We start from the raw sequence: 14,515 nt of genomic DNA, 5'->3' as shown, positions 1-14,515 counted from the left end.
GTCGAACAGCGCGTTGTATCCGGAGCGGAGATAGAGGCCGGCGGCCTCCGGCTGGCGGAAGCCGGTGGTGAGATACAGCTGGGTGTAGCCCTGCCGCGCCGCCTGGGCCTCCAGCTCCTGCAACACCCGGCGCGCCAGGCCCTGGCGGCGGAGGTCGACATGGGTCCAGACCCGCTTCATCTCCGCCGTGTGGTCGTCATAGCGCTTGAAGGCGCCGCCGGCGATGGCGACGCCGTCGCGCAGCAGCAGCAGGAAATTGCCGTCGGGCGGGGCGAACAGCTCGGCCGGATAGCGGTTCATCTCCCTGACCCCGTCCCCCGCGCCCCAATAGTCGCCGTAGCGCGTCTCGTATTCATGGGTCAGGGCCTGGACCAGCGGCTGCGCCTGAGGATCCAGGGGCGTGGTGTAGAGGAAGCTGTCGGTCATCTCGGTCATGCCTGTGCAGGACGGGTAAAGGCGGCCGCGGCACCCTCAATGGGCCGCGGCCGCTGGCTGGGCCCTTAAACTTTCGGCAGGCCGGGCGGGTTCGTCCGGGACTGGGCGACCGCCTCGGCGGTCAGGTTCCAGCGGGCCAGTGCCTTGCCGTAGGCGCCGTTCGCGATCACGCCGTTGATCGCCGCCGTCAGGGAATCGGCCAAGCCGCTGCCCTTGCGGGTGGTGATCGCGATCTCCGCCGTCAGCGGCCAGCCGCCGTTGATGACGCCGACCTGGCGGGTCTTGCCGCTGACGGCGGCAGAATAGGCCAGGCGGGAATTCGGGTTGATCTCGACATCGGCACGGCCGGACAGGAGGGCGAGCTGGGAGGCCCCGTTGTCGTCGAAATACAGGAATTCAGCCGCCTTCAGCCCGGCCGCGACGTTCTGGCGGTTCCATTCCAGCACGATCTTTTCCTGGTTGGTGCCGGCACCGACGATGACCTTGAGCCCGGCGATGTCCTTGGGCTCCTTGATCAACTGGATCGGGCTCTTCAGGGGCACATAGGCGCCGAGCACGTCCTGGCGGTAGGAGGAGAAGTCGAAGCGCTGCTTGCGCTCTTCGGTCACTGTGACGTTGCTGATGACGGCGTCGAACTTGCCGGAGGTCAGGCCCAGCGGCCAGTCGTCCCAGGCCACCGGCACGAACTCCACCTTCAGCCCCAGGGCTTCCGCCACCAGCGAGGCGAGGTCGGCGTCGGTGCCGACCACGGTCTTGGAGTCGGTGGCATAGGTGTTCAGCGGCGGGTCGCCGACGCTGACGCCCACGGTGAAGACCCCGGGCTTGACGAATTTGAAGCCGGCAGGGATGGCGGCCGCAGCAGCATCGATCTTGGTGGTGTGGACGCGGCTGGCCTGTTCGGGGCTGAGGTCGAAAGCGGTCTGCGCGGCGGCGCCGAAGGCCGTGAGGATGGCGGCGATGCCGATGGCCGCGGCTGCCGCATTCCGGCGGATGGACATGGTGGAACTCCTGGTCTTGGGACGGTTGGAACCGGCCGCGATGGCGCGGACGGCAGGCAGCGGCGGCGTGTGGGGAAGAGCTAGAGAACCTTGGCCAGGAACTCGGCGGTCCGGGCGTGTTTCGGCGCGGTGAACACCTGCGACGGCGGGCCCTGCTCCAGGATCCGGCCGGCATCCATGAACACCACGGTGTCGGCGACCTCGCGGGCGAAGCCGATCTCATGGGTGACGATGACCATGGTCGTGCCCGACTTGGCGAGGTCGCGGATGACGTCCAGCACCTCGCCGACCAGCTCCGGGTCGAGGGCCGAGGTCGGCTCGTCGAACAGCAGCACCTTGGGCTTGAGCGCGAGGGCACGGGCGATGGCGACGCGCTGCTGCTGCCCGCCCGAGAGGCGGCGGGGATAGGCATGGGCCTTGTCGCTCAGCCCCACCCGGGCCAGCAGGGCCAGGGCGTCCCTCGTCGCCTCGGCCTTCGGCTGCCGGCGGACCGCGACCGGGGCCTCGATCACATTCTCCAGCACGGTCAGATGCGGGAACAGGTTGAAGGTCTGGAACACCATGCCGACATCGACCCGGCGCTTCAGGATCTCGGCCTCCTTCAGCTCGTACAGCGTGTTGCCCTTCTCGCGGTAGCCGAGCAGCGCGCCGTCGATGGTGACGAAGCCGCCATCGACCTTCTCGAGGTGGTTGATGCTGCGCAGCAGCGTCGACTTGCCGGAGCCGGAGGGGCCGAGGATGACGGTGACGTCGCCGGACGGGACGGTCAGGCTGATGTCGTCCAGCACCTTGAGCGCGCCGAAGCTCTTGGACACGCGATGGATCTGCACCTCGCCGGTGGCGCCGGTTGCCTGCTGCCAGGCGGCCGGGATCGCTGCCGGGACCGCCGGTCTCGGCGCCAGGGCGGGCACGGGGAAGGGGCTGTGGTTCTCAAGCTCCGCCGGGACCGGCGCGGCCACGCGGCCGGCCCGCCAGGCCCTCAGCCGCTGGATCGGCGTCGGCGGCAGGGTGCGCAGCGCGCCGCGGGCGAAGTGGCGCTCGACATAGAATTGCAGGACCGACAGGCCGGTCATGATGATCAGGTACCAGACCGTCGCGACCATCAGCAGCGGGATGACGGCGAGGTTGCGCCGGTAGATCACCTGCACCGTGTAGAACAGCTCCGGCAGCGCCAGCACGTAGATGATCGACGTGCCCTTGGCCAGGCCGATGATCTCGTTGAAGGCGGTCGGCACGATCGCCCGCATCGCCTGCGGCAGCACGATGCGCAGGGCCTGGCGCAACCGCGGCAGCCCCAGCGCGGCCGCGGCCTCCAACTGCCCCTGGTCGACCGACAGGATGCCGCCGCGGATGATCTCGGCGGAAAAGGCGGCCTGGTTCAGGCTCAGCCCCAGGATCGCGGCGGCGAAGGGCCCGATCAGCGTGACCGTCGGATACTCCGCGAACACGATGTCGGTGAAGGGGATGCCGAGCCGGACGCTCTCGTAGAGATAGCCGAGGTTGAACAGGATCAGCAGCAGCACGATCAGCGGGATCGACCGCAGCAGCCAGATGTAGCCCCAGGCCAGGCCTGACAGCAGCGGCGATTTCGAGATCCGCGCCAGGGCCAGCCCGGTGCCCAGTAGAAAGCCCAGGGCCGATCCGATCACCGTCAGCAGCAGGGTGCGGCCGAGGCCGTCGATGACGGGTTCGGCGAAGAACCATTCGGCGAAGACGTCCCACTCCCAGCGCGGGTTGGTCAGGATCGATTGCAGCACGATGCCGATGACGGCGATGGCGAACACGGTGCCGGCGAGGCGCCAGGGATGGCGGGCCCCCACCACCCGGTGGCTGGAATAGTCGCGCGGTTGCGCCGGGACCGGCCATTGCACGCGCGGCTCGGCGGCCGGCGCATGCGGGGTGGGGCGGATCCGGGTTTCGATATTGGCGTCGTGGCTGGTCATGGGGCCTCGCGCGGGCTCAAGGGAGACGGGATTGGGAGAGGCGGTCGCTTAGCGGCCCCGGGCCGGCGCGGGCCGCCGGGTGCAGATCCGGGGCGCGCCGCGCGGGCCGACCCAGGGGCAGGCCGGCGCCACGCCATGGGCCTGCGCATCGATGTCCGGTCGAGGGGGTAAATAGAACATATTTTTACCGCATAATATCGATATTTCACATTTATAGTGCGCATATGTTGTTTTAGTATGTCAATTGGGATTGTATAAAGTGGAGCGATCAACGCTAAGAGATCGCTGTTTCTGCGGGGGAAGAATGTTCAACTCGGTTCTCAGGACGGCGGCCGTCGCCATGATCGTCGGCCTCCTCGCCAGCGCCGGGGCGGCGGCCCAGACCTTCGACCTCAGCCCGGAGCAGGCCGGCCGCCTCCGGGCGGAGAAGAACGACGCGATCGCCGAATCCATCCCGAAGGAATTCAAATTCGTCGAGGACGGCGCCCTGACCATCGCGGTCGCGCCGAGCACGCCGCCGATCGCCACCTATGCCACCGATGCGCGGACCGTGGTCGGCGCCGACCCGGACCTGATCCAACTGGTCGCCGACATCCTGGGCAAGCGCTTGGTACTGGTGCCGGTCGCCGGGGAGGATTGGCCGCTGGGCCTGGTCTCCGGCAAGTTCGACGCCGTCGTGTCCAATGTCGGGGTGACGGAGGAGCGCAAGCTGCGCTTCGACTTCTCGACCTACCGCAAGGGCCTGCACGGCTTCTATGTTCGGTCGGACAGTCCGATCCAGGCGATCCGCGAGCCGAAGGACATCGCCGGCCTCACGATCATCACCGCCCCCGGCACCAACCAGGAGCGGATCCTGCTGGAATGGAACCGGCAGAACCTGGCGGCCGGCCTGGCGTCGGCCGATCTGCAATATTACGACGATCCCGCCGCCTGGGCACTGATGATCGTATCGGGCCGGGCCGATGCCGAGTTCAGCGTCAATTCCGCCCTGGCCTACCAGGCGGCCCGGAACGGCCATATCAAGCCGGTGGGCACGGTCAGCTCCGGCTGGCCGCTGGCGGCGGAGGTCGGCATCACCACGCGCCGCAACAGCGGCCTGGCGGCGCCCTTCACCGCGGCGATCAACGCGCTGATCGCGAACGGCCAATACGCCGGGGCGCTCGCCCGATGGAACCTGGCCGAAGAGGCGGTCGACACCGCGCAGACCAACCCGCCCGGCCTGCCGAAATTCTAGCCAAAGACAAGGATCGGATGATGGGATCGGCCTCGATCGCCCTCGACCATGCAGGGTTCCTGACCCCCGGCAGCTACCGCGGCGACGACCCGCATGAGGGGCTGGAGACGACGCTGCGGCTGTTCGAATTCGGCGAAAAGCTCGGCTTCGACAGCGCCTGGGTCCGGCAGCGGCATCTCGAACCCGGCGTGTCGTCCGCGGCGGTGTTCCTTGCCGCCGCCAGCCAGCGCACCCGCCGCATCCAGCTCGGCTCCGCGGTGATCCAGATCGGCTATGAAAGCCCGTACCGCCTGGCCGAGGATCTTTCCACCGCCGACGTGCTGTCGCGCGGCCGGCTGAACGTCGGGATCAGCGCCGGTGTGCCGCCGCATGCCGATCTGCTGGGCCCGCGCGTCTTCGACGGCGACTGGACCGGCTATGACCTGTCCTATGGCCGGGTGGAACGCCTGGCGGAAAATCTGCGCGGCCCCTATCTCGGCGACCCCGACCGGGTCGTGGTCAACGCCGCCGGCCGCCACCGGCCCCGGCTGCAGCCGCATGCGGCCGGCCTGGTCGACCGGCTCTGGTATGGCGGGGGTTCGCTGCGCTCGGCCAACTGGGCCGGCCGCAGCGGCCTGAACCTGCTGATCTGCAACGTCACCTCGGGTGAGGACACCGACGATTTCTTCACCGCCCAACGGCGGCAGCTCGACGCCTATCGCGCGGCGTATCGCGGCGGACGCCCGGCGCGCGTCGCCCTCGGCCGGGTGATCGTCCCGACCGACAGTGCCGATGCGCGCACCCGGGCGCGATATCTGGAGTTCGCCGCCAGCCGCCGTGAGCGTACCCTGGCGCCGCAGGGCGAACGGCGGACGCTGTTCGCGCCGGACCTGGTGGGGACGTCGGAGCAGATCCTCGAGGCCCTGGCGCGGGACCCCGTCCTGCCCGAGGTGCGGGAGCTGCGGCTGGAGCTGCCCTACGAGTTCCAGGAGCACGAATACGAGCAGATCCTGGACGATGCCGTGACCCGCATCCTGCCGGCGCTCGGCTGGAGCCGGCAGGCGGCGCAGGCCGATCCGGCGACCGCGGCCTAGGCTGCGGTCAGCCCACGGCGGATGCCGGCATGGGCGGCGGGGTAGCTGGGATCCAGCACGGCAAGGTCGCCGGCGATCAGCGCGTGCAGGCCGGGCAGGGCGTGGAACGGCACGCCGGGCGCCAGATGGTGCTCGGCGTGGTAGTTGGCGTTCCAGAACAGGCGGCGCAGGGCGCGGCCGGCCAGGGTGGTCCGGGTGTTGGCGAAGCGGTCCGGCGTCGTCGGGCAGCCGGAATGCTCCGCCAGCAGGATCCAGCGCAGCGCCGGCTGGCCCAGCAGCACCGGCCCGGCCCACAGCAGCAGCGGCAGGGCGCTGCCGAAGGCGACGCCCGCGCCGATCAGCACGGCATAGGCCAGCAGATACAGGCGCGCCTCGCGGACCACGGCTCGGCTCTCATGCGGCGGGATCCAGGGCTGGGCGGCATCGCCCCAGGCGGTGCGGACCAGGCCGGCGATCTGCGACCGCCAATAGGGCAGGCCGGTCAGGGTCCAGAGGTAGCGGGCCCGGGTCAGCGGCCTGGCGCCGATCAGCTCGGGGTCGTTCGCCGGGTCCTGGGTGTGGCGGTGATGCGCCATGTGGAACAGGCGGAAGCCGTGCGGCGGCAGCATCAGCACGAAGCCGGCGATCCAGCCGACCACGCGGTTGAGCCGGAGCGACAGGAACGGCGTCCGGTGCGTGGTCTCGTGCAGCGGCGTGAACAGCGCCACCTCGAACAGGCCCAGCAACGCCATCGCCGGCCAGACCCACAGGGTGCCGCGGGCGGCCAGGACCAGGGCGGCGGCCAGGGCGATCAGCCCGGCATGGCCGGCAAGTTGCCAGAGCCCCTTCGCATCCGAACGGGCGGACAGCGCCTTCAGGGCGCCGGGCGGCAGGGTCGACGTCCAGGCTTCGCGCATCACGGCTTTCCCTCAGGCCGCCATCATGACGCCATTCGCCGGACCGCGCGAGCCTCCGTCACGGCCAGCGGCGCCTCGCCGCGCGCGATCCGTTCCAGCTGCTCGACCGCGATGTGGCAGCGGATGCCATGGTCCGGCCCGTCCTGCTGCAGCGGCGGGGCGATTTGTTCGCAGATCGGCCCCAGCTTGCGCGGGCAGCGGGTGTGGAAGGCGCATCCCGCCGCCGGGTCCGGGGCACCCTCCGTGGCCGCGATCGGGGCGGCCGCGCCATCGACGCCCGGAAGGGCAGACAGCAGCGCTTCGGTGTAGGGATGGTGCGGCCCGGACCACACCCGGTCGGCCGGCCCGATCTCCACCAGCTTGCCCTGGTACAGCACGCCGATCCGGTCGGCGATGAAGCGGATGACGGCGAGGTCGTGCGAGATGAAGACGTAGCTGACGCCGCGTCCGGCCTGCAGATCCGCCAGCAGGTTGAGGATCGCGGCCTGGACCGAGACATCCAGCGCCGATGTCGGCTCGTCGCAGACCACGATGCGCGGGTCGCCGGCAAAGGCCCGGGCGATGGCGGCCCGCTGCTTCAGCCCGCCCGACAGCCGGCGCGGCCGTGCGGCGAGATGATCCTGGCCAAGGCGCACCGCCTCGGCCAGCTCGCGCAGCCGGTCGCGGCGGGCGGCTGCGCTGCGCAGTCCGGCCAGGTGGCGCAGCGTGCGGCCGAGCACATGGCCGACGCTGCGCGACGGATTCAGCGCCGCGCCCGGATTCTGGAACACCATCTGCAGCGCCCGGACCTGGCTCCGGCTGCGCCGGGCGGCGCTGCCGGGCAGCGCTTCGCCGTCGAGGTCGATACTTCCGCCGGGATCCGGCGCCGCCAGACCGACCAGCAGCTTGGCGAGCGTCGACTTGCCGCTGCCGGATTCGCCGACCAGGCCCAGCGTCTCGCCCGGCCGCAGGTCGAACGACACATCGTTCACCGCCGGCGCCGTGCGCCCGCTGGAGGCATAGGTCTTCGACAGGTTGCGGACCTGCAGCACCGGCGCGGCCGTGGCGGCATCGATGCGCGCCGGCGGCAGGGCGGCAGGCGGCGGCAGGTCGGTCGCCCGGTCGTGCAGGTGGCAGCGGCTGCTGCGCCCGCCTTCCAGCCCATGCAGCGGCGGCGCCACCTCGCGGCAACGCGCCTCCGCCAGCGGGCAGCGATCGGCGAAGACGCAGCCGGCATGCTCGGCGCCCAGCGCCGGCGGGGCGCCCGGGATGACCTGCAGGCGGTGGCGGGCCTTGTGGCGGCCGGGCCGCGGCAGACAGTGCAGCAGGCTGGCGGTGTAGGGGTGGCGCGGCCGGGCGAAGATGGCGTCGACTGGCCCTTCCTCGACCAGCGTGCCGGCATACAGCACGCCGATGCGGTCGCAGATCCGGCCGACCAGCGGCAGGTTGTGGCTGATCAGCAGCAGCGCCGTGCCGTGCTCGCGCCGCAGATGGTCGATCAGCTCCAGCACCTCGGCCTCAACAGTGGCGTCCAGGCCGGTCGTCGGCTCGTCCAGCACCAGCAGCGACGGGTCGCCGGCCAGCGCCATGCCGATCACCACCCGCTGCAGCATGCCGCCCGACAGCTCATGCGGGTACTGCTCCATCACCCGGTCCGGGTCGGGCATCCGCACCCGCTCCAGCATTGCCCGTGCCCGGCCCGGCGCCTCGGCGCGCGGCGTGCCGGCGACGGTGAAGGCCTCGGCCAACTGGCGGCCGATGCGCAGCGACGGGTTCAGGGCCTGGCCGGGATCCTGGTAGACCATCGAGACCGGGCCGGCCCGCAGCCGGCGCAGCGCCCGGCGGTCCAGCCCGGCGATGTCGCGGCCGTCGACCAGCAGCCGGCCGCCGCGGACCCGGCCGTTCGACGGCAGGTAGCGCATCGCCGCCAGGGCGACCGTGGTCTTGCCGCAGCCGGATTCCCCGACCAGCCCATAGGCCTCGCCCGGGGCGATGGTGAAGCTGACGTCGCGCAGCACGGCCCGGTCGCGGCCGCCGACGCGGTAGGCCACGTCGAGATTTTCGACGGCGAGGGCTGGCGATGCATCGGGACGGCTCATTCGGCAAGGCTCCGTTCGACGCCGTCGGCGATCAAATTGACGCCGACCACCAGCGAGATCGTGGCCAGCGCGTCGAACAGCACGACCCACCAGTAGCCGCCGCCCATCAGGGCGTAGTTGTCGGCGATCGACAGGCCCCAATCGGCCGAAGGCGGCTGGATGCCGAAGCCCAGGAAGCTCAGCGTCGCCACGCTGAAGATGGCGTAGCCCAGCCGTATCGTCGCCTCGACCGCGATCGGCGGCAGGATGTTGGGCAGGATCTCGGCCAGCATGATGCGCAGCGCGCCTTCGCCGCCCAGCTGGGCCGCGGCGACATACTCCTTCGACCGTTCCGCCCGGACCGCGGCGCGGACGGTGCGGGCGATCAGCGGGGCGTAGAGCAGGCCGATCTCCACCACGACGGTGGCATTGGACGGTCCCAGCGCCGTCAGGGCCATCAGCGCCACGATCACCGTCGGCAGGGCCAGCAGCGCGTCGAGCACCCGGCTGGCCACGCCGTCGAACAGCCCCTGGAAATAGCCGGTGACCAGGCCCAGCAGGGTGCCGGCCGCCGTGCCCAGCAGCGTCGCCAGCGGCGCCACCGCCAGGATATCCCGGGCGCCGACGATGACGCGGGAGAAGACGTCCCGGCCCAGCCGGTCGGTGCCGAACCAATGGTCGGCGGATGGGGCGCCCAGCGTGTTCATGACATCGTCGGCATAGGGGTCGTAGGGCACGACATGGGCACCGAACAGGGCGCAGGCGACCCAGAAGCCGATGATCAGCGCGCCGGCCACGAAGGTGCCGGACCGGGCCAGCGACCCGATGCGGCCCCCAAGACGGCCAGCAAACAGCGGCCGCGCCTGCGGTTCGGCCCGGGCGCTCATGCCGCCGCCCGCCGCAGCCGGGGATCCAGGGCGGTGGCGACGATGTCGCCGACCAGCCCGGCCACGGCATAGGACGCGCCGGCGACCAAGATGCCGGCCTCCAGCATCGGGAAATCCTTGGCCTTGGCCGCGCCGTAGATCAGGCCGCCGATGCCCTGGTAGCGGAACAGCGCCTCGACCACGACCAGGCCGCCGATCAGGTTGCCGGCCTGGGTGAAGACCACCGCGATGGTCGGGGTCAGGGCGTTGCGCAGCACATGACGCCAGACCACGGTGTGGCGTGGCAGCCCCTTCAGCACGGCCGTGCGGGTGTAGTCGGCGGCCAGCGCTTCCACCGTCCCGGCCCGCGCCATCCGGGCGATATAGCCGAACAGCACCAGCACCAGCGGCAGCGCCGGCAGGATCAGATGCGTCACCTGGGTGCCGATGCCGGACCCGGGTGGTGCTGTGGCGCTGATCGGCAGCCAGCGCAGCCAAATGCCGAAGACCAGGAGCAGCAGCAGAGACGACACGAATTCCGGGACGACCGAGGCCGACATGCCGCCCAGGGTGATCAGGCGGTCGAGCAGGCGGCCGGCCTGCAGCGCCGCCACGACGCCGCCGGCGATGCTCAACGGCACCACCACGGCGATCACCACCGCGGCCAGCTTCAGCGAATTGCCCAGCGCGGTCGCGACGAAGGGCGCGACCGGCCGGCGGAAGGTCAGCGAGGTGCCGAAATCGCCCCGCACCGCATGGCTGATCCAGTCCCAGTACTGCACCAGCGCGGGCCGGTCGGCGCCGAGCTGGTGGTTCAGCGCGTCGACCGCGCGGGCATCGGCGAAGGGCCCCAGGATCGTCCGCCCGACATCGCCGGGCAGCAGCTGGCCGCCCGCGAACACCAGCACGCTGACGATCCAGAGCGTGACCAGCAGCAGGAGCAGCCGGACCAGCACGAACCGGGCAACCCTCATGCCGGTTTCCACATCGTCGGGCGGCTCCCTGTCACGTGAAGGACGCCTGGTCGAAATAGAGCTGCGAGATCGCAGTGTAGCGCGCACCGCTCAATGTCGCGCTGGTGATCTTCTGCGAGTCCGAGAAGTAGGAGATGATGATCGGCGTCTCCTCCAGCAGGAACGTCTGCAGCTTGCCGGCCGCGACCCGCTGCGCCGGCAGGTCGATCGCCGAGCTGTAGTCGGCGAGCAGCTTGTCGTAGTCCGGGTTCTTGAAATGCGCCGAATTCCAGGCGCCGGTGCTGCGGTACGACGCGTTCAGCACGGCGTTCGGCGTGCCGCGATGGCCATAATCGGTGATGCCGAGCACGGAATCGAGCCAGTCGGACTGGCCGAAGGTGGCCTTGCCGTAATAGGCGCCCTGGTCCTCGATCTTCAGGTCGATGGCGATGCCGATCTGGCGCGCCGCGTTCTGGATCAGCACCGCGTAATCCGGGATCTCCTGATACTTCTCGGTCGTCAGCGTCACCGGGAAGCCGTTCGGCACGCCGGCCGCGGCCAGCAGCTCCTTGGCCTTGGCGATGTCCTGCTTGCGCTGCGGCACGGCCGGATCGGTCGACGGGAACAGCGGCGAGAACGGGCTGTCATTGCCGGGCACGCCGTGGCCTTGCAGCAGGCCCTTCACCAGCCCGTCGCGGTTCAGGCTCAGCGCCAGCGCCTGGCGGATGCGCTTGTCCTGGAACGGCCCCTGGTCGGTGCGCAGATGCACCTGGGTGTGAGCGCTCGATCCGATCGACAGCAGCCGGTAGGACGGGTCGTTCTGTACCGACAGCGCGGCCTGTGGCGAATAGGTGATGAAGTCGACCTGGCCGGCCTGGATCGCCAGCACCTGCGACGGCTCGTCGGCGAAGAAGGTGAACTCGACCCGGTCCGGCAGGGCCTTCGCGCCCCAGTAATCGGGATTGCGGACGAAGCTGGCGCCGACCTTGGGCGTGTACTGTTCCAGCTTGAACGGGCCGGTGCCGTTGAAGTTGGCCTCGAAATCGCCGGCATAGTCGGCCGGCACGATGATCGCGTTGTAGGTGTCGGACGAGATCAGGTAGGGGAAGTTGCCGTTCGGCGCGTCGAGGTGGAATTCGACCGTGTTGTCGTCGACCTGGCGGACACCGGCCTTGGACAGGATGCCGGAGAAGATCGACAGCGCCGCCGACCCGTTGGCGGGGTCGGTCAGCCGCTGGAAGGTGGCGACCACGTCGCGGGCGCTCAGGGTGCGCCCGTCATGGAACTTGACGCCCTGGCGGATGGTGACGGTCCAGACCTTGGCGGCGGCGTCGCCCTTCCAGCTCTCGGCCAGGCCAGGGCGCAGGGTCAGGTCGGGGTCGTCGACGATCAGGTACTCGCCGACCTGGGTCAGCAGGCCGATGCTCGGCGGGTCGGCGACCGTCACCGGGTCGATCGCCCCGGTCGGCGCCAGCAGGCCGACCCGGACGGTGCCGCCGGGCTTGCCCGCCTGCTCCTGCGCATAGGCCCGCGGCACCAGCAGCCCGGTGCCGGCGCCCGCCAGGCCCAGCAGGGCGGCATAGCGCATCAGGTCGCGGCGGCGGATCGCGCCACCTGCGAATTCGTCCACGGCGGCGTTCCACAGGGCGCCGGACGGGGAGGCGCCGGTCAGGTGGCGCAGGGCATCGAGATTCAGGCGGCGCGTGGTCATGGGGTGGTCTCGTCTCGAAAGAAAGTGGCAGGGCAGGAACGCCGGAGTCAGGAAATTGGTTCGCCGTCGCGGGTGATGCTGTCGACGGCGTCGCCATAGAAGGAGATCAGCCCGGCGATCCGCACCGCCTCCGGGATCGGCGTCAGGTAGTCCCAGGCGATGTCGTCGTGCCGCCGGCCGCCGATCTCGGCCGACCAGTAGCTGGCGGTGCCCTTGTACGGGCAGCGGCTGGTCTTGTCGGACCGCCGCAGCAGGTCCAGCCGCACATCCTCCGGCGGCAGGTAGTACCGCGTCGGCAGATGCGTCTCGAACAGCAGCACGGGCCGGCTGCTGCGGGCGATCAGCTCGCCGCCCAGCCGGACCTCGACCAGGCTCGATCCCTGCAGGATGTCGATCCGGGCATAGGGGTCCCGGGCATGGACGAAGACCTCCTCATCCTCCTCGAACCAGGCATCGACCGCGTTCCACTTGAAGGCGACATGGCCGCGCAGCGCGTCGAGGGTGGGCTCCGGCGCCTCATAGCCCCAGGCCGCGTCTGGTGCGGTGCGGTCGCCGACGGCGATGGTCCAATGGATGGCGGTGCCGCCGCGCTCATGGTCCTCGCGGTGCTCCGACGGGCGCAGCGCCCCGGCCAGCACATCGCCTGCCGGGAAGTAATACACCGGCAGGAAGTGGTTGCCGCGCAGCACCAGGACGTGGCGGCTGTCGGCGATGGGCACGCCGTTGAACACGACGCGGATCCGCTTCGGGCTGGCCAGCAGATTGACCAGGGGCGGGGCCGATGCCTCGCGCGGCACCAGGCGGGGCCGTGGCAGCGGGACGACATTCATGGCGTGTGGTTCCTCGGCGGGCCGGATCAGGACGCGGCGCGATGGGCGTCGCGGGCGGCGGCGAACCGGTTGGCCGGGCGCTGCAGGCCCAGCCGGTCGCGCAGCGTGCCGGGTTCGTATTCTGTGCGGAACAGGCCGCGCCGTTGCAGCTCCGGCACCACGGTCTCGGTGAAATTGACCCAGTCCTCGGGCAGCAGCGGGAACATCAGGTTGTAGCCGTCGACCGCGCCGGCCACGAACCATTCCTCCAGCTGGTCGGCGACCTCCGTTGCGGTGCCGGCCACGGTCGGCATCGAACCGCTGTTGGCCAGCTTGCGGGCGATCTGACGGATCGACAGGTTCTGGTTGGCAAGGCCGCGCACCCGGTTCAGCGAGGTGCGCCCGCCATTGAAGGTGCCCTCCTCCGGCAAGTCCGGCAGCGGCCCGTCCGGCGGATAGGCCGACAGGTCGATGCCGGCCCAGCTCGACAGCAGGTCGATGCCGACCCGCTCCGGCAGCAGCGTCTCCAGGAACGCCTGCCGCTCCTTCGCCTCATCGGCGGAACCGGCGACGATGGGCAGGATGCCGGGCAGGATCTTGAAGCTCTCGGGCGCGCGGCCGTGCTTCGCCAGCCGGGCGTTGATGTCGGCGCGGTAGCGCAGGCCCTCGTCGATGCTGCGGATGATGGCGAAGTGGACGTCGGCATAGGCGGCGGCCAGGTCCTTGCCCGCCTCGGATGACCCGGCCTGGACGATCAGCGGGTGGCCCTGCGGCGGCCGCGGCACGTTCAGGGGCCCGCGCACCTTGAAGTGCGGCCCGGCATGATCGATGCGATGCACCTTCTGCGGGTCGGCGAAATAGCCGGACTCGCGGTCGATCAGCACCGCCTCGTCTTCCCAGGAATCCCACAGGGCGGTGACGGCATCGAGATATTCGGCCGCCCGGTCGTAGCGGTGGGCGTGCTCGATGTTGCCGTCCCGCCCGAAATTCAGCGCCTCCTCGTCCATCGCCGAGGTCACGACGTTCCAGGCGGCGCGCCCTTCACTGAGATGGTCGAGCGAGGCAAAGGTGCGGGCCAGGTTGTAGGGCTCGCTGTAGGAGGACGACGCGGTCGCGATCAACCCGATGTTCCGGGTCACGGCCGACAGCGCCGACAGCAGCGTCAGCGGCTCCAGCCGGGCATTGGCGTAGTGGGCGACGCCGCTCTCGACCGAATCCCAGATCGCGACATGGTCGGCGATGAAGATGGTGTCCAGCTTCGCCCGCTCCGCCGCCTCGGCCAGCCCGCGATAATAGTCCAGGCCGAACACCTCCCGGCCGGGCGCGCGCGGATGGCGCCACGACATCCGGTGGTCGCCCTGCGGATTGAAGAAAAACGCGCTCAGAATCATATGCCTGCGGCGCATGGCGCACTCCTCGACGATCTGGATGGCCGGCATGGTTCCACCGGCAGCCACGAGGCCCGCTTCGAGCGGCCTGTTGGCGCCAGTAGATTATCCAATTTGTATGATAATCAAGTGGAAAATATTTACAATATACT

13 protein-coding genes are annotated in these 14,515 nt (G+C 70.1%); 3 read left to right on the top strand and 10 right to left on the bottom strand.

All coding sequences use genetic code 11. The features are described 5' to 3' along the window. The 3 genes from AC3XYG_RS10520 to AC3XYG_RS10510 all read right to left on the bottom strand — a co-directional run. Nucleotides 1-435, bottom strand: a 435-nt coding sequence (locus AC3XYG_RS10520) for a GNAT family N-acetyltransferase (RefSeq protein ID WP_489139779.1), incomplete at its 3' end; no start/stop codon positions are given. Between the two features lie 65 nt (nucleotides 436-500). Further along, on the bottom strand, nucleotides 501-1,433 hold the full coding sequence (locus AC3XYG_RS10515; RefSeq protein WP_489139778.1) for an ABC transporter substrate-binding protein: 933 nt from the start codon (nucleotides 1,431-1,433) through the stop codon (nucleotides 501-503). 80 nt (nucleotides 1,434-1,513) lie between these two features. Then, nucleotides 1,514-3,376, bottom strand: a complete 1,863-nt coding sequence (locus tag AC3XYG_RS10510) for an amino acid ABC transporter permease/ATP-binding protein (protein ID WP_489139777.1) — start codon at nucleotides 3,374-3,376, stop codon at nucleotides 1,514-1,516. A 304-nt stretch (nucleotides 3,377-3,680) separates the two neighbouring features. Between AC3XYG_RS10510 and AC3XYG_RS10505 the strand changes: the two genes are divergently transcribed. Together AC3XYG_RS10505 and AC3XYG_RS10500 are read left to right on the top strand one after the other, a co-directional pair. Then, the gene (locus AC3XYG_RS10505) at nucleotides 3,681-4,610 is read left to right on the top strand and encodes an ABC transporter substrate-binding protein (protein WP_489139776.1); all 930 of its coding nucleotides are present in this window, start codon (nucleotides 3,681-3,683) and stop codon (nucleotides 4,608-4,610) included. A gap of 17 nt (nucleotides 4,611-4,627) precedes the next feature. Beyond that, nucleotides 4,628-5,683 carry an LLM class flavin-dependent oxidoreductase gene (locus AC3XYG_RS10500; RefSeq protein WP_489139775.1) on the top strand — a complete coding sequence of 352 codons (1,056 nt, stop codon included), beginning with the start codon at nucleotides 4,628-4,630 and terminating at the stop codon, nucleotides 5,681-5,683. Here AC3XYG_RS10500 and AC3XYG_RS10495 read toward each other — a convergent pair. The 7 genes from AC3XYG_RS10495 to AC3XYG_RS10465 are packed head-to-tail and all read right to left on the bottom strand — an operon-like array spanning nucleotide 5,680 to nucleotide 14,321. Next, nucleotides 5,680-6,579, bottom strand: coding sequence for a fatty acid desaturase (locus AC3XYG_RS10495; protein ID WP_489139774.1), 900 nt, complete (start codon nucleotides 6,577-6,579; stop codon nucleotides 5,680-5,682). The two genes, AC3XYG_RS10500 and AC3XYG_RS10495, sit on opposite strands and share 4 nt — an antisense overlap. A gap of 23 nt (nucleotides 6,580-6,602) precedes the next feature. Further along, entirely contained in the window at nucleotides 6,603-8,657 is a 2,055-nt protein-coding gene (locus AC3XYG_RS10490) for an ABC transporter ATP-binding protein (RefSeq protein ID WP_489139773.1), read from the bottom strand. Next, nucleotides 8,654-9,523, bottom strand: a complete 870-nt coding sequence (locus AC3XYG_RS10485; RefSeq protein WP_489139772.1) for an ABC transporter permease — start codon at nucleotides 9,521-9,523, stop codon at nucleotides 8,654-8,656. The genes AC3XYG_RS10490 and AC3XYG_RS10485 overlap by 4 nt, the downstream gene beginning before the upstream one ends. Further along, entirely contained in the window at nucleotides 9,520-10,476 is a 957-nt protein-coding gene (locus AC3XYG_RS10480; RefSeq protein ID WP_489139771.1) for an ABC transporter permease, read from the bottom strand. Before AC3XYG_RS10480 ends, AC3XYG_RS10485 begins: the two co-directional genes overlap by 4 nt. A 31-nt stretch (nucleotides 10,477-10,507) precedes the next feature. Further along, nucleotides 10,508-12,166: an ABC transporter substrate-binding protein gene (locus AC3XYG_RS10475; protein WP_489139770.1), complete on the bottom strand. Its 1,659-nt coding sequence runs from the start codon at nucleotides 12,164-12,166 to the stop codon at nucleotides 10,508-10,510. A gap of 47 nt (nucleotides 12,167-12,213) precedes the next feature. Further along, nucleotides 12,214-12,996: a DUF427 domain-containing protein gene (locus AC3XYG_RS10470; RefSeq protein WP_489139769.1), complete on the bottom strand. Its 783-nt coding sequence runs from the start codon at nucleotides 12,994-12,996 to the stop codon at nucleotides 12,214-12,216. A gap of 26 nt (nucleotides 12,997-13,022) precedes the next feature. Next, on the bottom strand, nucleotides 13,023-14,321 hold the full coding sequence (locus AC3XYG_RS10465) for an LLM class flavin-dependent oxidoreductase (protein ID WP_489139768.1): 1,299 nt from the start codon (nucleotides 14,319-14,321) through the stop codon (nucleotides 13,023-13,025). A gap of 3 nt (nucleotides 14,322-14,324) precedes the next feature. Here AC3XYG_RS10465 and AC3XYG_RS10460 point away from each other — a divergent pair. Continuing rightward, on the top strand, nucleotides 14,325-14,515 hold a 191-nt coding region (locus tag AC3XYG_RS10460; protein ID WP_489139767.1), incomplete at its 3' end, for a hypothetical protein.

It is taken from the genome of Inquilinus sp., from assembly GCF_057815775.1.
Note: the sequence above shows the minus strand (reverse complement) of the source record. Positions and strands in the feature narration are given on the sequence as shown.

Coding starts and splice junctions, on each gene's coding strand:
- AC3XYG_RS10500 (WP_489139775.1), top strand. CDS start 4,628: ATGATGGGATCGGCCTCGATCGCCCTCGACCATGCAGGGTTCCTGACC.
- AC3XYG_RS10480 (WP_489139771.1), bottom strand. CDS start 10,476: ATGAGGGTTGCCCGGTTCGTGCTGGTCCGGCTGCTCCTGCTGCTGGTC.
- AC3XYG_RS10510 (WP_489139777.1), bottom strand. CDS start 3,376: ATGACCAGCCACGACGCCAATATCGAAACCCGGATCCGCCCCACCCCG.
- AC3XYG_RS10505 (WP_489139776.1), top strand. CDS start 3,681: ATGTTCAACTCGGTTCTCAGGACGGCGGCCGTCGCCATGATCGTCGGC.
- AC3XYG_RS10515 (WP_489139778.1), bottom strand. CDS start 1,433: ATGTCCATCCGCCGGAATGCGGCAGCCGCGGCCATCGGCATCGCCGCC.
- AC3XYG_RS10490 (WP_489139773.1), bottom strand. CDS start 8,657: ATGAGCCGTCCCGATGCATCGCCAGCCCTCGCCGTCGAAAATCTCGAC.
- AC3XYG_RS10495 (WP_489139774.1), bottom strand. CDS start 6,579: ATGCGCGAAGCCTGGACGTCGACCCTGCCGCCCGGCGCCCTGAAGGCG.
- AC3XYG_RS10475 (WP_489139770.1), bottom strand. CDS start 12,166: ATGACCACGCGCCGCCTGAATCTCGATGCCCTGCGCCACCTGACCGGC.
- AC3XYG_RS10470 (WP_489139769.1), bottom strand. CDS start 12,996: ATGAATGTCGTCCCGCTGCCACGGCCCCGCCTGGTGCCGCGCGAGGCA.
- AC3XYG_RS10485 (WP_489139772.1), bottom strand. CDS start 9,523: ATGAGCGCCCGGGCCGAACCGCAGGCGCGGCCGCTGTTTGCTGGCCGT.
- AC3XYG_RS10465 (WP_489139768.1), bottom strand. CDS start 14,321: ATGTCGTGGCGCCATCCGCGCGCGCCCGGCCGGGAGGTGTTCGGCCTG.